This is a genomic window from Nocardia barduliensis, from assembly GCF_013315795.1.
GTDB lineage: Bacteria > Actinomycetota > Actinomycetes > Mycobacteriales > Mycobacteriaceae > Nocardia > Nocardia barduliensis.
The window spans coordinates 17,069-37,731 of sequence record NZ_JABLTE010000054.1 but is presented as its reverse complement, the minus strand read 5'-3'; the positions used below and the strand labels follow the sequence as shown (position 1 = coordinate 37,731).

The following is a 20,663-nucleotide window of genomic DNA, read 5'->3' as shown; positions in this document are numbered from 1 at the left end:
GCTTCGGCGAGCGGCGCGTCGTAGTCTCATCACCACGACCGGAGAAGACCAAACCGTGGGTTTGTCGTGAGGTCGGGACAAACGAAACAGGTCAGGACCGGTGCAATACCGGTCCTGACCTGCCATTACTAGCCGGCCCGCGCCCGGTGCTCCTCGGCCTCGCGGCCTCGCGCTGCCGTTCGTTCTCCTGCGCGTCGTTTTCGCGCGGTTCTTACCGGGATACCGAACAGGATGATGAAGGGATCTGTCAGCGGGTGATGGTCTGGCCTGGACGCAGTACCCCTCCGCATTCACCCGTCTTCTGATAGTCGGGCAACAGGTTTGGCAGGACCCCACCCGAGTACTGGCGCAGTTGCTGGAGTTGCTGCTCGTCGCGCACGACGTCTTTGCGGACCCAGTCCTCGTCCGAGCCGGACGCTCCGTGGAATCCTTGGATCTGGTAGTAATCGCGGGTCATTCGGGGGTCGACGGTGAGTCCGTTGTGCCACCAGGCTCCGTGGGTGTGCACGAAAGTGGGTTTGCGTTCCTCGAATACGTAATCCTCGAGGGTGATGGTTTCCTTGCCCGCGTAAATGTCCGCGATCCGCGATTCGGTGAGCCCGGCCATGTCGATCAGGCGTAGTCGCGATGTCAGCGAGCTTCCGCCCATGTCGGGCGCCAGCAGACTGCCCTGCTGGAGGCCGATGATGTCGGCGTAGCCGTTGACGTAGTGCCCGAATCGAGTGGCGATCCAGCACAGGGGCACGTCCGAATCGGCGCGATAGGACTCGGCCGCGTCGGCCAATGCGGCACCGGACGGGATCAGCGCGCCGACCAGTGTCAGTGCGACCAGCGCCCGGCCGCGCGTGCGCAGCCTTGCCAGCAACTCCGCCGCGGAGACCACAACGACGAACGCGGCCAGCGCCCACACCGGAGTAGCGAACCGGAACTGCCCCATCCAATCCGGTTGCAGCACACAATAGGCGACCATCGCCAGCGCCAGCGGAACCAACAGTGCGGCAACACCGTCACGCCATTTACTCGGACCGGCGAGGGCGAGCCCGACCACTCCGACAGCCGCGATCACCGCGGGTGCTCCCACGTACTGCACCAACTCACCGACCCTGGTCAGGTCGTGCACGGTCGGCATCGCCTGATGCTTGGCTACCGCGGTGTTCGCGACGAGTCTGCCGAATTCGGTGATCCGCCATACCAGGTACGCCCCGAACGGAATCGCGAAGGCGATACCCAAATACAGCACATGCCGAAATGCGGTGAGCCACATGTCACGTCGAGCCAGTATCAGCGAAACCAGCGGATACGCGGCCAAGTAGATCAGGCCGTCGGGCCGCGTCAACGCCGCGAACGCCGCTATCGCACCGGCTGTCACCGCCACCGTCGGTGTCCAGAGCCGTTGGTCCAGCACCGCCAGGAACAGGTGAACGGCCAGCACGCACACCGCCAGCGCGAACAAGGAGTTCTCCAGCCCGGAGAAACACCAGATCACGAACGACGGAATCGCCGCGAGCACAACGCCTGTCGCGAACGTGACCAGCGCGGGCCACCGTGACACCCGGCGTGCGGCGACATAACTGGCGACGAGGATTCCGGCGCAGCACAGCAGCGCGATCGCCTTTGGATAGACGACGAAGTCCGGTACACCGAAGAGGGTGCCACGGTCGAACAGACCGAGCCATTCGCCCAGGACCAGCGCCAGGAGCCAAGTGGGATTGGAGAATCCCTCCACCGGTTCGGCACCGGGCTGCAACACCGGGCCCAAACCGTTGGCGACGCTGCGGGCATACGCGAAGGTGATTCCCGCGTCGTCCACCAGCCAGTTGCCGTATCGCGTGGCCTGCCATGCCAGTAACAGCACACCACCCAACACTGCCGCCACTGCTGCCCACCGCGATCGATCACGTCGTTGTCGCAAGCCCTCCCGCTCGGTGGAAGCTTGCGGGCGCGCGATCACTACCTCAACCACTCATCAAATCCCAAGTTTGAAACAATGTAGCCAAGAACGCCCAAAACCTTAGCGTCCGTCACAAATCCTGCTAGTCCTGCACCGACTTGGACGAAATGGGCGGCAAGCCCGCCGGTGAGAACGCCGCGGCTGATCGAGTACTGAGCCGCGGCAAGTGATCCGGTGGACTAGAGCCGTATCAGTCGCTCCGGCTCGTTGCATGCGCGACGGGCTACGAGAGCGGCACCGCCTCGGACGGCCGCGTCGGAACGCACCGGTGCGGCGAGGACGGTTGTCGGGCGGGAATCGGCGGCGAGGGTGCGGCGCTCGAGTTCCGCACCGAGGGCAGGAGCCAGCGTCTCGAAGATCTCCGCGTAGCAACCGCCGAGAACGACGGTGGCCAGATCGCAGAGATTGATCACGGACGCGAGCGCGACACCGAGGGCGGCACCTGCCCGGGCGACGGCGCCGCGAGCGTCTATGTAGGCCTCCGCCAACGCATTCGACAATGCCAGGAGTTGCCCAGTCCGGCGCCGCCGAGGATGGCGTCGAGCCCGGCGTACTGTTCGACACACCCCTGGCTGCCGCAGCGGCAACGGCGTCCTTCGCGCTCGATGGTGAGGTGACCGAGCTCGCCGGCGAAGCCGCTGACACCAGGGTAGAGTGCCGCCAGTCACCAGCCCGCCGCCGATCCCGACATCGCCCGACACGTAGAGAAAGTCGTCTCCCGCCAGTTTGTTCGGCCACAAATGCGCCAGGGCGGCGAGATTTGCTTCATTGTCGACTTCGACGAGATCGAGCCCGAGCCCGGTGCGCAGGTGATCGGCCAATCAGGCACCGGTCAGCCTCGGCACGTTCGGCGCCCGCACGACGGTGTCGCCGACGACAATGCCGGGAACTGCCAACCCGGCGCCGAAAACCCTGCGCCCGCGAGAGATGTCGTCCTGCTCGATGATCTCGATCAGGTGGCCGACGAGATCATCGGCGGGCCGGTGGCGGTTATCGACGTCGAGGTGACGAGCCGACAGGATCGTGCCGTCGATGCTCATCGCGGTAACGGCCAGGTAGCCGACATTGATCTCCGCGCCGAGCGCTATCGGTGCGTCGGGGTGGAAACGCAGCGGTTTCGACGGCCTCCCGCGGCCTGCGGTGGTGGCCGCGTCCTCGATGAGAATCCGCTGTTCGAGCAACGGCTCGATCAGACTGGCGACAGTGGCCTTGGTGAGCCCGCTGCGCTGGGCCAGATCGGCGCGGGAACCGGGTCGGTCGACCGAGCTGAGCAGCACGGTGGACAGATTGCCGAGCCGGACCTGTTGCAGGTGAACGGAATTGGTCGCGGGCCTCACGGCGGCAGGTAATGCGCGGTCGCGGCGCGATAGCGTTCCCGGACGTGCGTCGCGGCCGGAGCCCGGAACCAGCGCAGGGGTCCGGGGTGTTCGGCCCAGGTGGCAATTCGTGACTCCTCGACAGGGTCGTTATCGTGACGCCGACGTACCGGGTGCACGCCAGGCGCCTGCCCTGGGCAGGCTACGGCGCCGACCGCGTGCCATCTGGCGAAATCAGGCCCGGAGTGATCTTGTCGATGAGACTTTCGAACTCACCATCGGGATCGAACGGCCAACCGCAGTACCGATGGACCAGCACCAGAGCGTTCTGCACCGAACCAACAGCGAGCCTGACGAGCTTTTCCAATTCGGCCGAGGTAACCACGTTCTGCGTGCCGAAGTGGTCACCGTGGGCGATGAAACGCCGGCGGTCACGAATCGACGAGATCGTCGGATGAGTTTGATTCGACAGGTAGACGTAGAGCCCCTCGGCGACCACGCCGTCGATCGTTTCCAGCCCACTCCGGTGCAGGTAGTCGAAGAACCAGACCACCGTCTGCGTCAGGCCGAGGTTGCGCTGGCCGTTGATGGTCTTCGGCACTCGTGTCGTGGTCGATGTAGGCGCGCGCCAGACGATTCAACGCCGGATCAGAAGCCGGCTCGGTGTCGATCAACCAGCAGGCCCGCGCGCAGTTCTCGATCACCGTCCGTGCCAGCTGCGGCGGGGCGGCGATCCGGGAGTTCCATGCGGTCGTCGCCGAGATCAGGGCGACAGCCTGGTTGCTCCGCTGGACGTCGTCGATGGTCAACTTCACTACTCGAACCAGGGGCTGTGCGTAGAGGACTACGAGCGCTCCAGCGACTCGGTCGGCAGGGTTCATGGTGTCGTCGGCGACCAACCGGCGAGCGATGGCCCAACGCTGTTCGGAATCCGTCGGCGTACTGGGTTCGGCTCGGTAAGTGCGGGGCGGAGTAAGTTCCCTGAAGAGGTAGTCACGCCGCTGAGCCCAGGCCAGGAACGGTCGCATCCGGTGGCGGTGCGGGCCCGCACCAGCAAAACAGAATCCAGAGCGAAACGGGGGGTAAACGCGGGGCCTGACACAAAAACAGGTCAGGCCCGGCCTCAGACCGGGTCTGACCTGCTAATTCTGTGGAGCTAAGGGGACTCGAACCCCTGACCCCCACATAGTGCGTCATGCGCTCGTCGAGCTGGCGAGGATCGAAGCTCAGTCGAGATACAACGATGTGCCCAGATCGACCCCGCTCCCGATCATCGAATCAGGTTCAGTATCAGGGGATTACACGGCACATTGCCGACACTTCGGCTGGGACCGGGCGGTACGGCTTCCGGTCGGGTCGCCTTGGGAGACCCCGCCGAACACCTAACCCCAATGACCAGTAGTCAGGACGTCAATTTCGCTGACAACGACATCACAATGCTCCAGCCCTACGACTGTGATAGGCAGCGATGCCTAGAAGAACCATTGAGCAGCAAAAACGCAACCGTCACCAAAGTCGCTCAGATCTGTAGGCAGTTGCCCATCGGTAGCACAAGACACCATCTCGGCGACGAAAGCGCGGGGTAACCGGGGGCAGTTCAAGTGTCCACCGGGACTGGCCGGTCCCCGATAACGCGACCACCCGGAAGTGGAGCCCGGGTTGTTTCGTCGGTTTCAATCGATCCCGCAGGGTGTGGGTGCAGGCCGCAGCGTACTCGGCCGGTGTCCGGTAGCCCAGGGCTGAATGCCGGTGCCGCAGGTTGTGCTCGGTTTTGAAGTCACCGATGACCACGCGGGCCTCGAGCAAGCTCGTCCAGTGGTTGCGGTTGAGGCACTCGGAACGGAGCCGGCGGTTGAACGATTCGATATAGCCGTTGTTCCAGGGCGTGCCGGGCGGGATATAGGTGATCCCTATCCTGTTGGGGCAAAAGCGTTGCAGTGCTGTGGATATCATTTCCGAGCCGTTGTCGCACCGCAGCACCTTCGGCACACCCCGGGTGGTGAACACCCGGGCGAGTTCGGCGACGAGTTTCTCGCCGGTGATGGAGCGTTCCACCAGATGCAGCAGCGACTCCCGGGTGTGTTCATCGACCATCGACGCGATCTTCACCGCCCGACCATCGACAGTGGAGTCGAACTGGAAATCCACGCCCACACCGTCTTCGGTGCATCCGCGGCGACCGCCGGCACCGACGAGGACCCGAGGCGTTTGCGTCGGTGATGCGCCCGCACCTGCAGGCCCTCCTGCTTCCACAACCGATGCACCCGTTTGCGGTTGACCCGATGCCCTTCGTCGAACCGCAACGCCGCCCACGCCCGACGGAACCCATGACAAGGATTCTTACGCGCGTACTCGCGCAGCCAAGCCCTGGCGCCGGCATCAGGATCGTTCGGGGTCTGGTCGGCCGGCAGCCGCCGGAACGTGGACCGATGCACCCCGACGACCTTGCAAGCCAACCGCTCCGACATGCCCTTGACCTGCAAGAGCATGCCCACAGCCCGCCGCTTGGCCGCCGGGCCTAGAAGTTTCCCCGAGCGATCTCCCGCAACGCGTCCTTCTCCAGCTCGGCATCAGCCAGCAACCGCTTGAGCCGGGCGTTCTGCTCGCGCAACTGCTTGAGCTCTTTGGCGGCGTCGGTGTCCATCCCGCCGTACTGGCGCCGCCAGTTATACAACGTGGCCGCAGAGATCCCCAGCTCAGCGGCGATCTCCTCACCCGAAGCCCCCGCAGCGGCCAACTCGTCGGCACGGCGCAGCTTCCGCACGACCTCTTCCGCGGAATGCCGCTTACGTCCTGCCATGGTTCTCAGTGTCCCTTCCGGCCCCTCACCAGGGCCAACAGGACTCTAAATCCGGGCGGTCTCATTCACCGGGGACAGGCCACGACGATTCCAGGGTGCCGAGCGGGCGCTGCCACCTTGTGTTGAAGAAGGCGGGCATCTTCGCGCCGGGTTCGTCCTCCCGCGAGGACTCCGGCGGCGCGAAGCGCCTGGGCATCATTAATACTCCCGCAGCGACTTTCGACCTTGCGTCACTGCGGCGCGTCGGAGCAATTGACGCCGTTGATCTATCGCCGCGGATTCGGCCGTGGGTTCCTTGATCACCCGGAGGGCTGAATCGACTACGAGCAAGCGCAGTTCGCATAGAGCTGACGCGCATCACCAGCCTGGCCACTGCGGTACTCGATCCGCACCGGTAGCGGCAGCCTGCTGACGGTAGTCCAGGTGACGAGTGGATCAGTCTGGTGCTCAAGCAGGTCGGTGGAGTGCAGGTCACGTTGGAAACGGTGGTGAAGCTGAAGGTTGGGCGGTGATCCATCCGCCAGAGGGCAACGGTCCAGTCCCGGCCGGGGGTGACAGGCCCCGGAGATCGGTCACATCACCCGAGCCGAAATCATGGGGTCAGGTCAGCGGCACCTGGCCGGGACTGGACGATGGTCTGCGCCTGGATCGATCTCGGCTTCAATGCCGGGAGGGGGCTATGGATGTTCGTAGCCCAGCCTTCGCAGCTGTGCAGCTAGGCGTGATGACGCCTGCTCTCGACGGTGTTCGAGTTGCTTGAGCGATGTCTTGTACCGGTCGCCGAAGGCCAGGTAGATATCCACCAGCTGGTTTCGCTCCTGCGCCACCAGCCTCTTGGCACGACCAACAAGGTCAGCACCGATCCTGTCGAAGATACGGGATCGCATCCCCTCTTCATGGGAGTTGGGGCTCCTGGCGGGCCTGCGCAGCTGATTAAGATCCTCCTTATTTGTTGTCCACCAGTCGATAAACAGGCCCACCAGGTTCTCATCACTCAGGATCGTCCAGTCGGCAAGTGCGTGCTGGAACGATCCGGCGAAGTATTCACGCACGACTGCGGGTGGGCGATCGGTGCGCAGACCCTCCTGCTGCCGAAACGCTTCAAACCATTCTGCGACCGCGGTCACGAATGCGGACTCCGTCGGCATGGTGAGCGTAGTGATCGTTGCTGCGGTGGTCTCGTAGCCGTTTGGGGGGAAGTTGAAGTATCCAGGATCGCCAGGCAGGAAAAGTTCGGCAAGGTTGATACCGAATGCCGCGAACCTGTCCAGCTGCGCGTAGACCTCGTCAGCGGGTACTCCACCATCTAGCAGGGCGTTGATGCTCAGTCTCGCCTGAGAGGCCGACTGCGGATCGATGTAATTGCTTACGCTGAGGTTGAATTCGTTAGCCGCGATCTCCTCGATCGAGACCATTCGCGCAAAGCCGGGGATCTCCATGCGCTTTCGAAAGGCGACCGCGATTTTTTCTACATGGCGAGGTGCAAGGTAGTTCTTCGAACGCCTCGTCTCGAATTCGTGCTCAGCGTTGATGAATAGCACGTGGTGGTCGCTGGAATCGGCAGCTCCGCGGAGGACGAGAAGGCAAATCGGGACTGAGGTGCCATAGAACAGATTGCGTCCGAGTTCGATAACAGCGGCGATTCTGCCTTCCCTGGCAATCCTGGAGCGGATGTTTCCCTCGTCCCCGCCTCGGAACAGCACGCCGTAGGGGACAGCCACAACCCCCACTCCGTCAGAGGCCAGTGAGGCTAAGACATGCTGGACGAACATCAGGTCCGCTGTTCGGCTTTGGCCGTACCACGCTTGCTCGGGGAACCTCATCATCTCCGGTCGAAACTTCAGACCGACAGGCGGAGTGGTCACCACTCGTTTGAAGCGCCGCAGGTCCCCGTTGGTACCGCGGTAACTCGGTTTGATGAGCGCATCCCCATGCAGGACAGAGGCATTGGTAACGCCGTGCATCATCAAGTTGAGCCTCGCGATAGGAGGCGCTTCGAAGGACGCGTCTTGTCCGAAAAGAGCGAGCACGTCGCTCTGACCGGTGTGGTCCCGGACGTATGCCTCGGCTGCGATCAGCAGTCCACCGGTCCCGGTGCACGGGTCGTAGACAGAATCGCAGGGCCGCGGGTCCGCGAGCCGAGCCATAAGCTCAGCGACCGCGGGGGGCGTGCTGAGGCCCGAGCGCTTGTCCGCATGTCCGAAAACAGCGAGAATCTCGTCAAAAACCTGGCCACTCACCTCGTCCGCGTCAAGAGTGTCTGCCCCCATGGGAATATCGTCGATGATCGAAATCAGCTGCCAGGCTTCGGTTTCGCTCAACCGCAGATTGGAAACCATCTGCGTGAATGAGTCGCCGAAAACGTCTGGATTGTCGTGAACCAGGTCGGTCAAAGCCCTATGCAAAGCGCTCCACGGAGAGTTGGCAGCAACCAACCTTTCCCACCGCGCATTTTCCGGAACCAAGAGCTGACTGGGGTGGCCGGAGGCCCACCTGAGTGCGAGGATCATCGCAATGACGCGCAGGTAGCTGGGGGTGTCCATCGGGCCCCTGAGAACGTCAGCGGCTTTAAAGATCCGTTGTGCGAGATCTCCAGTGCGCATTACCTAGCCTCGTTCAGAAAGTCGTCAAGCAGGGTTCGCTTGAGAACGTCGAGATGATCAGCAGTCTCCCGATGGACGAGGGCGAGTTGGTCAATATCGCCGATGACAGAGACCATGTCGTGCTGCCGATCCAATGGAGGGGATACGACCGGAAGACCGCCCAAGATCTTGGCATTTACGGAGGGGACGGTCCCTCCGCGTGCACGCCTTAACATCTCGTCCTGCATTGAAATTGAGGAAAGGTACAAAGCTAAGTATTCGGGAGTTACCTGGTGGTCACGTGTGCGCACTCGTACACACGAGGAGTTGTAAAGCGCACCTTCCAACTCCTGGCCGATGAGCGCCAGCTTGCCCAGTGAGCCTTGGCGAACGATCACGATGTCACCCTGCCGGAGTTTGAACCGATCGAGTCGGTCGCCCTCCTCGTAGCTCAACCGGCGGAGGTTCCTTGTGTCCACTCGGTTCCAGCTGACGATATCGATGGGGGTGACGACGGGTACCCCGTCGGGCTCATCGCCGAGCTTGTCCAGAAGCGAGCCGGAAGGGCCGGCTGTTATCACCGCCAGCTGGTCGAGCGGGATCCGCTCATCATCAGTCACGACCCTTACCTGCCTTCGTCAGCGTCTAAGGTGCGGTGGGCATGGCCAATTCGCAGCCATGCCCACCGCATTTTGGTTATGCGGTGCGTGGCGGCTTACTCCGCAGGCTCGTTTTGAGTACCTCGGTCATTGCGGCGCCAACAACTGCCGTTGCGAACGCACCCAGTACCGCCTCTCCGTACCCGGCAGCGAAGCCGGTCATCATGACGATCACTACAACGATGACGCCGCACCACGCTGCACGTCTCTCACTGCGGGGCCGGTACCATGTGCTGTTAAAGTGGGCGGATCTCATTCGTCTGCCTTTTCTTCCTGCTTGCCTCGCGGCGAAGCGGGTAGGACCGCACCGCCCCGCGCTGACGCCAATCCGAACGGGGTGGTGCGGTGTTTCCTCTCGTACGAGATAACCGTAGCACTAATCTGCGAACGACGCTTCGCGGATTGCGGACGACGCTTCGCAGAGTGCTTGCCGCTGGTGGGTGACCGCAGACAGTCATGGAATCGACACAGCTTGAGACGCGAACATTCCCCGTCGCCATCATCGCTGCCTGCCGTGGGTGTCGCGCCGGGCGACGGCGCGGCGCGGGAGTGCCGCGCGAACGGTGGTATGGGCAACGCCGAGGCGGGGCCCGATTCGATGCAGCGATTCGCCGTGGTGATAACTGACGACCGCGTGATCGATCTCGCCATCGGTGAGACGCCGCTGTTGGACCGCAACACCGCCAGTGCGGAGGATTTGCAGGATCCTGGCTTTGGCGATCTGCCATCGGGCGGAGAGCTGCTTGACGGACAATCCGGCTCCGTAGGCCTCGATGATCTCTGCTCGGTCGGCGGGCGGCGAGCCGCCGCTTGAGTTGGTGTGTGCGCGTCGGCGCAGGGCGATCTACCCGCGGTGGAGCGGGTGCAGTCGGGCCCGGCAGCTTGGCCAGCAGCTTTCCAACGCTTCTACCTGCATATTCCCGCAAGCACAGGCATCATCAGCCCGTCAGTCACATCGGCCAAACAGAATCAGGACCAAAACGGGGGGTAAACGGGGGGCTGGTACCCAAAACAGGTCAGGCCCGGTCTATGACCGGGCCTGACCTGCTATTTCTGTGGAGCTAAGGGGACTCGAACCCCTGACCCCCACACTGCCAGTGTGGTGCGCTACCAGCTGCGCCATAGCCCCTGGTTGTTCGCGCTTCGGGCTTGCCCGCCGCGCTTGAATGAAGTTACACCAACGGTGTGTCGGCCACCAAATCGCCTCGATTCGGGGGTGACAGCGGGGTGGGGTGTGGTTATTATCGAACATGTGTTCGAAGTCGGTTCGATAACGGCGACGTCGGCGGAAGCCGGTTGGACGCCCGGAAGGGGTAGAGCGGATGGGGTTGCCGGTTTGCCCATTCCGGGCGGCAGCGGGTGGGCGTTGAGCGTGCGTCGGCGTTGGCGCCGAGCTGGGCGGCCCTGATCGGCCGTACCGCCGATCAGCCGTACCGGCGACGGAATACACAGCGCTCGAAGAGGTTTCGCGCAGGGAATGGTGAGACATCTCGAGGCGCGGTCTAGGGACAGGGGGCCGGATCGCGTTGTCGAGTGCGCGGGCCGGGCGGCGGCAGGTGGAGCCGTTGCCCGGCCCCAGGCCAACTGAAAACTCGGTGGGCGGCGATCTCGGGGGCTGGGGATGTCGGGTCGCGCCGTCGAGTCGGGCCGGGGCCGTCGATTTGGTGGAGTCGGCGTTCCGGGCCCTTCCGTTGGTTGGGGCTGGACCACAGAGAGCCGAATCACACGCTCGGCGGCGCGAACGCGTCCGTACCGGTGAGCGCGACCACGAAAAGGCGCGGCGTCGGTCCGCTGATCAATCGGTGAGCGAGGCCACCCAGTTCTCGTCATTGGTGTCGACCTTGCTCGTGCCATCGAAGACCGCGGGTGTGGCCGCCGAGCCGCCCAGTGCCGCACCGAGCGCTGCCGTCTGCGCCATGGCGGTGGTGCGTGCGGAGTCGACCTTGGCGCCGGTCGCGATGCACTGCCGCACGGGCTCGGCGGCTCCGGCGTCGCGAGCGATCGTGGCGAGCTCTTCGTTGCTCAGGTCGGCGCCGCCCTCACCGGGACGCTTGGTGGTGAACAGCTCGGTGTGGAACTTCGAGTAGACCGGCCCCGAACCCGCCTCCGCCACACACTGGTTCGCCGCGACGGCGCGGGTCGAGTAGTCCTTGCTCCGCGAACGGCCGTCCAGGAAATTCACCAGGCGATAGCGCACCGCCAACGTGCCCTCATCGATCTCCTGCGCGATCTCCTGGCCGTAGATGCGCTCGAGGCTGCCACAACCGGGGCACAGCGGGTCCTCGAAGACGTCGACGGTCTTCTTCGCGTCCGGGCGGCCGAGCAGAATCGAACCGTTCTGCTCGAGCACCGAGTGCACGGCCGGGTCCCGCACCGATCCGTAGCCGTCGTTGCGGACGGTCGCATCGTCTCGGCCCCACCGGATCGCCGCGATGACGATCAGCACGATCAGCGCGAGAGCGACCGCACCCAGCGCATAGGTGGTGGTACTGGACATCGGTCGTGGTGTGTAGTTCGAACGCGATTCGCTCACATCGCCACTTTGCCGCAGCCGCCCCCCGCGCCCACCGCCGGGCCGCGCTTCCGCGATTCAGCGGCCACCTGAACCCGACACGACCTGTTCAGCCACCGGGCGGGGCCGGGCGGCAGAACCGCGGACACGGGTAAAGCGAAAAAGCACGGATGACGCTTCATTCGCAAGTGGACGGATGACGCCGACCGGACGCGACCGCCCCGACACCCATCGCCGTCGGTTCAGCGCGTGCGGCGGATACGTCGCTCCGGTCGCCTGGGTTTGCGGCGGGACATCGGTCGCCCCGCAGGGCTGGAGGGTCCCTCTTCGTTCGAGTCGACAACTGCGGCGTTGCCCGGCGCGGCCCGCATCGGCCTGGAATCGGCGGCCGTACCGCAGCGATCACCTGCCACGGCCGAGGGACGGCCTGTCAGCCCGTCGGACGCCACCGCTGCTCTGACGGCACTACCCGCCACCGATTCCCGCTGATCAGCCATCACACGCGAACCTGCGGCGCCCGCATGACGATCGCCCGCCACCACACCGGACTCGACCACCGCAGGCGCCGAGCTGTCGGCCACGGGCGCGGCGGACACCTCGCTCACCGCACGGTCGATCCGAGCCGGTTGCTCGGCAAGGTCCGCACCGCCGAGACGTTCGGACGGGGGACTCCCACGCCGCAGCGGTTCGGGAACGACCGCCCACACGAGCGCGGCCACAGCGAGCAGAGCGCCGGTCACACCGAGCGCCAGCCCGTAGGACGCCTGCTGGGCCAAGGCCCCCACAGCGATCGGCCCGATGACGGTGCCGAGGTCGGCGGCCATCTGGAAACCGGCCAGCACCGGCCCGCCGCGTGCCCTCGGCCCGATGATGTCGGCGACGGCCGCCTGCTGGGTGGGCGTGAACATGCCGGAACCGAGCCCGGCCACGAAGGAGGTGACGAGCAGCCAGGGCAGGCCGCTCGCCAGGCCGAGCCCCGCGGTCCCCGCCGCACACACCAGTGATCCGATGATTACGAAGGGTTTCCGCCCCCACCGGTCGGACAATCGGCCGGAGACGAACAGCACCGCGACGTTGCCCGCGGCGAACACCGTCAACGCCACACCCGCCATGCCGGGCGCTTGGTGCAGCACCTCGACGACCAGCAGCGGCACCAGCGCCATCCGGACACCGAACACGGCCGCGCCGTTGGCGAAGTTCGACAGCAGCACCGCCCGGTACTCCGGCCGCGCCCAGCCCTCCCGGAAGGACATCATGCGCACGCCGCCGACCGGCTCCGGCGCGGCCAGTTCCGAATTCCGCAGACTCAAATACACCACGACGCTGACGACCAGCAAGGCGACCGCGTAGATCACGAACGGCCAGCGCAGTCCGAGTCCGGACAGCCCGCCGCCCACCAGCGGCCCGCTCACCGAGCCCACCAGGAAGCTGGTCGACCACAATCCGGAGACCCGGCCGCGCTGTTCGGGCGGTGACATCCGGATGACCAGCGCCAGCGACGACACGGTGAACATAGTGGATCCGATGCCGCCGAGCGACCGCAACACCATGAGCTGCCAGTAGCTCTGGGCAAGGGCGCTTGCGCCGGTGGACAGCGCGACGATCAGCAGCCCGCCGAGATAGACCGAACGCTCCCCCAGCCGCTGCACCAGCCGCCCGCTCACCGGCGCGAACAGCAGACGCATCAGGGCGAACGCGGAGACGATCGCCGAAGCGGCCGCCACGCCGACGCCGAAGCCGCGCGCGAACTGCGGGAGCACCGGGGCGACCAGACCGAACCCGATGGCGATGACGAACGCGCCCCCGACCAGCACCCAGATCTCGGTGGGCAGGGGCTTGGCTCTACCGGTCACCGCTCAGCGCCTGTCCCACCAATTCCTCCGCGGCCGCCTGCACCTCGGCGAGGTGCTCGGCGCCGTGGAACGACTCCGCGTAGATCTTGTACTTGTCCTCGGTGCCGGAGGGGCGGGCGGCGAACCACGCGTTCTCCGTGGTCACCTTGAGGCCGCCCAGCGGCGCCCCGTTGCCGCGCGCCCTGGTGAGCACGGCGGTGACCGGCTCTCCGGCGACCTCCTTCGTGGTGATCATGTCCGGAGTCAACTTCGCGAGCAGCTGTTTCTGTTCCCCGGTGGCGGGTGCGTCGATCCGCGCGTAGGCGGGACTGCCGTAGCGGCGTTCGAGTTCGACGTAGCGCGCCGATGGGCTCTGGCCGGTGACCGCGGCGATCTCGCCGGCGAGCAGCGCGAGCAGGATGCCGTCCTTGTCGGTGGTCCAGACGGTGCCGTCCATCCGCAGGAACGACGCGCCCGCGCTCTCCTCACCGCCGAACGCCAGGCTGCCGCTGAACAAGCCGGGGACGAAGAACTTGAAACCCACGGGCACCTCGTGCACGTCGCGACCGAGCACGGAGACCACCCGGTCGATCATCGACGACGTGACCGCGGTCTTGCCGATCTTGGTCAGCGCGTCCCATCCCATCCGGTTGGCCACCAGGTACTCGATGGCGACCGCCAGGAAGTGGTTCGGATTCATCAGCCCGCCGTCGGGCGTGACGATACCGTGCCGGTCGGCGTCGGCGTCGTTGCCGGTGGAGATGTCGTAGTCGTCCTTGATCGCGACCAGCGACGCCATGGCGTAGCGGGAGGACGGGTCCATCCGGATCTTGCCGTCGCCGTCGAGCGTCATGAACCGCCAGGTGGGATCCACGAACGGATTGACCACCTCGAGCTCGAGATCGTAGCGCTGACCGATCTCCTCCCAGTAGTCGACGCTGGCGCCGCCCATCGGGTCGGCGCCGAGCCGGATGCCCGCGCCGCGGATCGCGTCCAGATTCAGCACGTTGGGCAGGTCGTCGATGTAGTGGTCGAGGTAGTCGTAGCGTTCCACGCCGGTGGCCAGGGCACGCTCCAGCGTGGTGCGCTTGACCTCGGTGAGCCCGTCGCTCAGCAGTTCGTTGGCGCGGGCGGCGATGGCGTCGGTGGCCGTGTTGTCGGCCGGGCCGCCGTGCGGCGGATTGTATTTGAAGCCCCCGTCGCGGGGCGGGTTGTGCGACGGGGTGACCACGATGCCGTCGGCCTGGTGCTTGGCGCCGCCCCGATTGTGGCGCAGCACAGCGTGACTGAGGGCGGGCGTGGGGGTGTAGCGGTCGCGCGCGTCGATCACCGCGGTCACGTCGTTGGCGGCGAGCACCTCGAGCGCGGTGGTCCAGGCGGGCTCGGAGAGGGCGTGGGTGTCCCTGGCCAGGTAGACCGGTCCGGTGATGCCCCGGGTGGCGCGGTACTCCACGATCGACTGGGTGATCGCCAGGATGTGCGCCTCGTTGAAGGCGCCGTCCAGGCTGGAGCCGCGGTGGCCCGACGTTCCGAACGCCACCCGCTGGGCCGGATCCCGCGCATCCGGGACGCGGCTGTAGTACGCCGTCACCAGGTGTGCGATGTCTTCCAGATCGGTGGGACGTGCGGGACGCCCGGCTCGATCGTGGGCCATGCTCGGGTCTCCCTTCCGTATCGGCTGCGCCCGGCTCGTCATCAGGATCATGTCCCCGACCGCCCGGTCACCGCCGACCCCACGGCCACGTCGTTCACGTCGGCCACCCGCCGGAACCTCTCGTCGCCGCACATGCTGAACGTGGTCGGCACGGTGCGGAAGCCTGCTCCCGCGGCGGCGAGCGGCAGATCGCCCGCCGACGCGCCGCTCAGATCGCCGAGCCGCGCCGAACCGACAATGGTAACGGCCGCCGTGCGCGGTGGCATCGGCGAGGCGAAATCGCCTGGCGCCGCTCGGCCTACGGGGGATCCGGCGAGTGCGTCGCGCCGGCCACGCGGTCTTCTCATCGCTCACCTTCCTGCCACTGGCCCACCTGCGCCGACGTGACGTCGGCCGAACCACTCATTGCCCGACCCCCTTCCGTCGTGCCGTTCCCGTCGATCGCCGAGCCGAACCAGGTGTCCACCGTGCCATGCCCGCGCCGGGCCCCGACGTCCCGGCCACACCACCGCCACTCCCCGAGGCGGACGAGCGCGGGGAGCACCGCGCCCGGTCCGAGGAGTCTACGAACCTCGCGGGTGGGGTGGAGAAGGTGGTGCGACCGCCGGATACGCCGATGCCGAAAACGATATTCAGCAGCCTCTTGGCTACCCATACCGCAGGGCGGCCGGAATCATCAGCCCGCCATATCCGACCACGTCGTATCTTGCACCACGAGCGAGGATAAGGGAGGGCTCTTGGCAATCACACAGCCACAGGGCCGACGGTCCGACGCCGCCCACTCGGCGAGTGCGCGGGCCGGCGCGGGCGAATGGAATTGCGCGCGCGGCGATTCGACGACGACGGCCGCCGCTCCCGCGACGAGGCGCGGGAGCGGCGGCCGCTGGGTCCGCAACCGGATCGACGGTGCCGCTGCCGGGTCAGTGGGCGAGGACCGGCTCTCCCTCGGCAGGCTCCGGCGTCGCGCTCGGCATGAGCACCGCGGTGAGGAGGCCGCCCGCCACGAAGATCGCCGTGGCCCACCAGAAGCTGGTCGTGTAGCTCTCGATCGCGGACTGGGCGATGGTGAGCGGGTCCGGCTTGCGGGTGGCCAGGTAGTCGGTCGCCGCCGAGGCCGCGATGGTGCTGAGCAGCGCCGTGCCGATCGAACCGCCGACCTGCTGACTGGTGTTGATCATGGCCGAGGCCACACCCGCGTCCTCGTGCCGCACGCCGGAGGTCGCGCCCTGGAAGGCGGTCGACATCGCACCACCGAGGCCGAGACCGAGCAGGATCAGGGCGGGCAGGATGTGGGTGACGTAGCCGGTGTCCGAGCCGATCCTGGTCAGCCAGGCCATGCCCACCGCCGCGATCAGGAAACCGCCGCTGACCACGATCTTCGGGCCGAGCTTCGGCAGCAGCAGCGACGGGGCGGTGGTCGAGGAGACCACCATGGCCGCGACCATCGGCAGGAACGCCACGCCGGTCATGATCGGCGAGTAGCGCAGGGTGAGCTGCATGTAGTAGGTGAGGAACAGGAAGATCGCGAACATCCCGATGCCCAGGACGAAGACCGTCAGGTAGGAGGTGCCGCGCATCCGGTCGAGCACGATCCGCATCGGAAGCAGCGGGTGCGCGACCCGGGTCTCCAGCCAGGCGAACACCGCGATCAGCGCCGCGCCGCCGAGCAGGAACGCGAGGGTGACGCCGTTGGTCCACCCGTCCGATTCCGCGTGCGAGAACCCGTAGACGATGCCGAACAGGCCCGCGGTGACCACGACCGTGCCGGGGATGTCCAGCTTGGGCCGCTCGGTGCTCGTGTGCTTCGCCAGCAGCAGCACCGCGCCGACCAAGGCGACCGCCGCGAAGGCCAGGTTCACGAACATCACCCAGCGCCACGACGCCCATTCGGTGAGCGCCCCGCCGAGCAGCAGGCCGATCGCGCCACCGGTGCCCGCGACGGCGCCGAAGATGCCGAACGCCTTCGCCCGCTCGGACGGTTCGGTGAAGGTGACGGTGAGCAGCGAGAGGGCGGCGGGCGCCAGCAGCGCGCCGAAGACGCCCTGCCCGACCCGGGCCGCGACGAGCATCTCGAAGCTGGTGGCCGCGCCACCGATGGCGGAGGCGACCGCGAAGCCGACCAGACCGACGATGAAGGTGTTGCGCCTGCCGAACAGGTCGCTGAGGCGTCCGCCGAGCAGCAGCAGGCTGCCGAACGCCAGTGCGTAGCCGGTGACCACCCAGGAGCGATCGCCGTCGCCGAAGCCGAGGTCCTGCTGCGCCGCGGGCAGCGCGATGTTCACCACGGTCGCGTCGAGCACGACCATCAATTGGGCGACGCCGAGAACGGCGAGCACCCACCAGCGCAGCGCGTGCGAGCCGCGCCTGCCGCTTCCCGTCTGTTCGGGAGCCGCAGCCCCACGGTCGATCGCGGTAGTCATGTGTCCCCTTTGTCTGAAGCTTTGATCCGGAGGCATCATCTCCGCTTAGTTGATGAAGCTACCACCATAACGGAGATAACGCCTCCGGTTAATCCCGAAGGTTGGTAGAATGACGCTGTGAATCACGCCACGGTCGCCTCTCCACCCCGGCGCCTGCGGGCCGATGCCGCGCGTAACCAGCAGCGGATCATCGCCGCGGCCCGGGAACTGTTCGCCGACCACGGACTCGAGATCACCCTCGACGACGTGGCCGAGCGCGCGGGTGTGGGGGTCGGGACGGTCTACCGCCGCTTCGCGAACAAGAAGGAACTGATCGTCGAGGTCTTCGACCAGAACCTGAACGAATTCGCCGACGCGGCCGATGCCGCCTACCGGCACCCGGATCCCTGGTTCGGACTCGTCGAGTTCTTCGAATACGCGTGTCGGCACATGGCCACCAATCGAGGGTTCAGCGAAGTGATGCTCGAACTCGAAGACGACGAGACCGACCGGTTCACCGTGGTGCGCGACCGCATCAAGCCCACCGTGACCGCCATCTGCGCCCGGGCGCGCGACGCGGGCGTGCTCGCCGACGGCATCGAGCCATCGGACTTCTTCGCGCTCGTGCACATGGTCGACGGCCTCGCCGAGTTCGCCAGGCCGGTCAATCCCGATGTGTGGCAGCGATATATGGCCATCATGCTCAACGGCGTGCGCGGCGACGGCACGCCGCGCCAGCAGCTGGTAGTGCCGCCGCTGACCGACGACGAGGTCGAGCACGCCAAGCAGCACCTGACCTGCGGCTGGCGCAAGCGGTAGCGAAATCGAACCGTAAGTAGCGCAGGTCACGTGCGCTCCCGTAAATTGGTCACATGACCAACTCGTGGGTGAACTGGGCAGGCGATCAACAGTGTGCGCCCGCGATCCTCGCTACGCCGCGCTCCGTCGAGGAAGTGGCTGATCTGCTCGCCGACGCGGAAGCCGACGGCCGGACCGTCCGCGTCGCGGGCGCGGGCCATTCGTTCACCGACGCCGTCCTGACCGACGGCACACTGCTGAGCTTGGCGAAGCTGAACCGCGTACTCGACGTCGACCGGGCCGCCGGTCTGGTCCGGGTGGAGGCGGGCATCAGCCTGAACGCCGCAAGCACCGCCCTGCACCGACACGGCCTTGCCTTCCCCAATCTCGGCGACATCGACGTGCAGACCGTCGCGGGTGCCACCGCGACCGCCACCCACGGCACCGGCGCGGCCTTGCAGAACCTCTCCGCCGCGGTGCACTCGATCGAGCTGCTGCTGGCCGACGGAAGCCGGGTCGAAGTGAACGAGGACACCGATCCGGATGGCTGGCGGGCCGCGCGGGTGGGCATCGGCGCGCTGGGCGTCGTCACCGCCGTGACACTGCGCATGGTGCCGTCGTTCGTACTGGAGGGCGTCGAACGACCGATTCCGGTGGAAAAGGTGCTCGCCGACTTGGATTCGTTCGTCGACGGCAACGAGCACTTCGAGTTCTATATGTTCGCGCACAGCCCACTGGCCCTGACCAAGCGCAACAACCGCGTTGCCCTGCCCGAGCAACCGCGCGCCAAGGTGGTGGACTGGTTCGCCGACATCCTCATGTCGAACTACCTGTTCGACGCGCTGTGCCGAGCGAGTCGCAGGCAGCCCCGCCTGGTGCCGTTGATCCACCGCAGCGCCGCCTACGCGGGCAGCTACCGGCGTCAGGTGGACCGTTCCTACCGGGTCTTCGCGTCGCCGCGCCTGCTCCGCTTCACCGAGATGGAGTACGCCATCCCGCGCGAGCACTCCGCCGACGCGATCCGCGAGATCAAGGAATTGGCGGTCCATTTCGACACGCCGATGCCCATCGAGGTGCGCTGGGTCGCGCGGGACGACGCCTTCCTCTCCCCCTCCTGCGGCCGCGACACCTGCTACATCGCGGTGCACCAATACCGCGGCATGGACTTCGAGCCCTACTTCCGGGCCTGCGAAGCGGTTTTCGACCGCTACCAGGGGCGTCCGCACTGGGGCAAACGCCACTTCCAGACCGCCGCGACGCTGCGTGAGCGCTACCCCGACTGGGATCGGTTCGCCGAGGTGCGCCGCCGCTTCGACCCGAAAGGGCGTTTCGCCAACCCCTACCTCGACCGGGTGCTGGGTCCGGTCGGCTGAACGCGGTCCACCGGCGCCGGCACGCCGCTCCGGGTCACTCGGCGAGCAGCTCCGCGACCAGGCGGGGCACCGCCGTGCCGATGGGTTCGCGGATGATCTCGGTGGCCATCGCGTCGTACGGCGTCGGCTCGGCGTTGACGATCACCAGGTCGGCGCCGCCGCGCACCGCGATCGAGCACATCGACGCGGCGGGCTCCACCTGCAACGACGTTCCGATGGCCAAGAAGATGTCGCTGGTCTCCGCGACCAGCGCGGCCTTGGTTACGGTGCGACGGTCCAGCTGCTGACCGAACATGATGGTGGCGGATTTGAGGATGCCACCGCAGCCGGGACACGGCGGGTCGGGTTCGCCCGCGGCCACCCGCTCCAGGGTGGCCGCCATGGAGGTCTGATAGTCGCATTCGACGCAGACCACTTCGAACATGTTGCCGTGGATCTCGATCACCCGCTCCGGCGCGGACCCCGCCCGCTGATGGAGCCGGTCGATGTTCTGGGTGATGATGGTGACCGCCCGCCCGGCCCGCTCCAGGTCGGCGAGGGCGTTGTGGGCGGCATTGGGCACGGCCTGCCAGGCCGGGTTGTCCCGCCGCGCGAGCCAGGCGCGTTCCCGGAGGGCCGCGTCGGCCACATAATTCTGGTAGGTCGACAGCAGTTCGGCGATCGGATCTTTGGTCCACACTCCCCGCGGGCCGCGGAAATCGGGAATGCCGGAATCGGTGGAGATACCCGCGCCCGTGAGCACTCCGATCCGGCCGGTGCGACTGCGCCACTCGGTCGTCATATCCGC

Annotated in this window: 16 protein-coding genes, 1 tRNA gene and 2 pseudogenes; 4 read left to right on the top strand and 15 right to left on the bottom strand. The window is 66.3% G+C overall.

Translation table 11 applies throughout. The annotated features are described in order from the left end of the window. Positions 1-247: 247 nt before the first annotated feature. The 5 genes from HOV91_RS22620 to HOV91_RS22600 form a co-directional block, all read right to left on the bottom strand. The gene (locus HOV91_RS22620) at positions 248-1,876 is read right to left on the bottom strand and encodes a hypothetical protein (RefSeq protein ID WP_174187420.1); all 1,629 of its coding nucleotides are present in this window, start codon (positions 1,874-1,876) and stop codon (positions 248-250) included. Between the two features lie 254 nt (positions 1,877-2,130). Continuing rightward, a complete protein-coding gene (locus tag HOV91_RS22615; RefSeq protein ID WP_174187419.1) occupies positions 2,131-2,451 on the bottom strand; it encodes an ROK family protein in 321 nt (106 codons plus the stop codon). Beyond that, on the bottom strand, positions 2,421-2,615 hold the full coding sequence (locus HOV91_RS41110; protein ID WP_174187437.1) for an ROK family protein: 195 nt from the start codon (positions 2,613-2,615) through the stop codon (positions 2,421-2,423). Before HOV91_RS41110 ends, HOV91_RS22615 begins: the two co-directional genes overlap by 31 nt. Positions 2,616-2,772: 157 nt before the next feature. After that, a complete protein-coding gene (locus tag HOV91_RS22605; protein WP_174187418.1) occupies positions 2,773-3,288 on the bottom strand; it encodes an ROK family protein in 516 nt (171 codons plus the stop codon). A gap of 181 nt (positions 3,289-3,469) precedes the next feature. Further along, a complete protein-coding gene (locus HOV91_RS22600; RefSeq protein ID WP_174187417.1) occupies positions 3,470-3,868 on the bottom strand; it encodes a hypothetical protein in 399 nt (132 codons plus the stop codon). Positions 3,869-3,930: 62 nt separating this feature from the next. On the opposite strand from HOV91_RS22600, the gene HOV91_RS22595 reads away from it, so the two are divergent. Next, positions 3,931-4,107, top strand: coding sequence for a hypothetical protein (locus tag HOV91_RS22595; protein WP_174187416.1), 177 nt, complete (start codon positions 3,931-3,933; stop codon positions 4,105-4,107). Between the two features lie 852 nt (positions 4,108-4,959). Here the strand turns inward: HOV91_RS22595 and HOV91_RS22590 are convergent. From HOV91_RS22590 to HOV91_RS22580, 3 genes and pseudogenes are all read right to left on the bottom strand, one after another. Beyond that, positions 4,960-6,067: pseudogene (locus HOV91_RS22590) on the bottom strand (IS3 family transposase); the annotation flags it as partial. A gap of 677 nt (positions 6,068-6,744) precedes the next feature. Further along, positions 6,745-8,610 (bottom strand): N-6 DNA methylase, encoded by a 1,866-nt coding sequence (locus HOV91_RS22585; RefSeq protein ID WP_174187415.1) that lies wholly within the window; start codon positions 8,608-8,610, stop codon positions 6,745-6,747. A gap of 59 nt (positions 8,611-8,669) precedes the next feature. After that, the gene (locus HOV91_RS22580) at positions 8,670-9,269 is read right to left on the bottom strand and encodes a restriction endonuclease subunit S (RefSeq protein WP_174187414.1); all 600 of its coding nucleotides are present in this window, start codon (positions 9,267-9,269) and stop codon (positions 8,670-8,672) included. A gap of 553 nt (positions 9,270-9,822) precedes the next feature. Here HOV91_RS22580 and HOV91_RS22575 point away from each other — a divergent pair. Next, positions 9,823-10,122, top strand: coding sequence for a hypothetical protein (locus HOV91_RS22575; protein WP_174187413.1), 300 nt, complete (start codon positions 9,823-9,825; stop codon positions 10,120-10,122). Positions 10,123-10,364: 242 nt separating this feature from the next. Here HOV91_RS22575 and HOV91_RS22570 read toward each other — a convergent pair. The 6 genes and pseudogenes from HOV91_RS22570 to HOV91_RS22545 all read right to left on the bottom strand — a co-directional run bounded on the left by HOV91_RS22570 (position 10,365) and on the right by HOV91_RS22545 (position 17,726). After that, positions 10,365-10,437, bottom strand: a tRNA-Ala gene (locus HOV91_RS22570). Between the two features lie 666 nt (positions 10,438-11,103). Beyond that, on the bottom strand, positions 11,104-11,805 hold the full coding sequence (locus HOV91_RS22565) for a DsbA family protein (protein WP_174187412.1): 702 nt from the start codon (positions 11,803-11,805) through the stop codon (positions 11,104-11,106). A 689-nt stretch (positions 11,806-12,494) separates the two neighbouring features. Beyond that, positions 12,495-13,673: pseudogene (locus HOV91_RS22560) on the bottom strand (MFS transporter); the annotation flags it as partial. Next, positions 13,663-15,306, bottom strand: coding sequence for a phosphoglucomutase (alpha-D-glucose-1,6-bisphosphate-dependent) (gene pgm / locus HOV91_RS22555; protein WP_174187411.1), 1,644 nt, complete (start codon positions 15,304-15,306; stop codon positions 13,663-13,665). The gene pgm and the pseudogene HOV91_RS22560, both read right to left, overlap by 11 nt. Positions 15,307-15,353: 47 nt before the next feature. Further along, positions 15,354-15,653, bottom strand: a complete 300-nt coding sequence (locus tag HOV91_RS22550) for a hypothetical protein (RefSeq protein ID WP_174187410.1) — start codon at positions 15,651-15,653, stop codon at positions 15,354-15,356. A gap of 573 nt (positions 15,654-16,226) precedes the next feature. Continuing rightward, a complete protein-coding gene (locus HOV91_RS22545; RefSeq protein ID WP_174187409.1) occupies positions 16,227-17,726 on the bottom strand; it encodes an MFS transporter in 1,500 nt (499 codons plus the stop codon). A gap of 117 nt (positions 17,727-17,843) precedes the next feature. On the opposite strand from HOV91_RS22545, the gene HOV91_RS22540 reads away from it, so the two are divergent. Together HOV91_RS22540 and HOV91_RS22535 are read left to right on the top strand one after the other, a co-directional pair. Next, on the top strand, positions 17,844-18,524 hold the full coding sequence (locus HOV91_RS22540) for a TetR/AcrR family transcriptional regulator (protein WP_174187408.1): 681 nt from the start codon (positions 17,844-17,846) through the stop codon (positions 18,522-18,524). Positions 18,525-18,577: 53 nt separating this feature from the next. Beyond that, positions 18,578-19,876 (top strand): D-arabinono-1,4-lactone oxidase, encoded by a 1,299-nt coding sequence (locus HOV91_RS22535; RefSeq protein ID WP_174187407.1) that lies wholly within the window; start codon positions 18,578-18,580, stop codon positions 19,874-19,876. 34 nt (positions 19,877-19,910) lie between these two features. Here the strand turns inward: HOV91_RS22535 and HOV91_RS22530 are convergent, their stop codons facing one another. Continuing rightward, on the bottom strand, positions 19,911-20,657 hold the full coding sequence (locus HOV91_RS22530) for an SIR2 family NAD-dependent protein deacylase (RefSeq protein WP_174187406.1): 747 nt from the start codon (positions 20,655-20,657) through the stop codon (positions 19,911-19,913). Positions 20,658-20,663: the final 6 nt, after the last annotated feature.

Bases quoted from the DNA above. Each gene is read 5' to 3' on its own strand.
- HOV91_RS22585 (WP_174187415.1), bottom strand. From the start codon at position 8,610: ATGGACACCCCCAGCTACCTGCGCGTCATTGCGATGATCCTCGCACTC.
- HOV91_RS22550 (WP_174187410.1), bottom strand. From the start codon at position 15,653: ATGAGAAGACCGCGTGGCCGGCGCGACGCACTCGCCGGATCCCCCGTA.
- pgm (WP_174187411.1), bottom strand. From the start codon at position 15,306: ATGGCCCACGATCGAGCCGGGCGTCCCGCACGTCCCACCGATCTGGAA.
- HOV91_RS22545 (WP_174187409.1), bottom strand. From the start codon at position 17,726: ATGACTACCGCGATCGACCGTGGGGCTGCGGCTCCCGAACAGACGGGA.
- HOV91_RS22565 (WP_174187412.1), bottom strand. From the start codon at position 11,805: ATGTCCAGTACCACCACCTATGCGCTGGGTGCGGTCGCTCTCGCGCTG.
- HOV91_RS22530 (WP_174187406.1), bottom strand. From the start codon at position 20,657: ATGACGACCGAGTGGCGCAGTCGCACCGGCCGGATCGGAGTGCTCACG.
- HOV91_RS22535 (WP_174187407.1), top strand. From the start codon at position 18,578: ATGACCAACTCGTGGGTGAACTGGGCAGGCGATCAACAGTGTGCGCCC.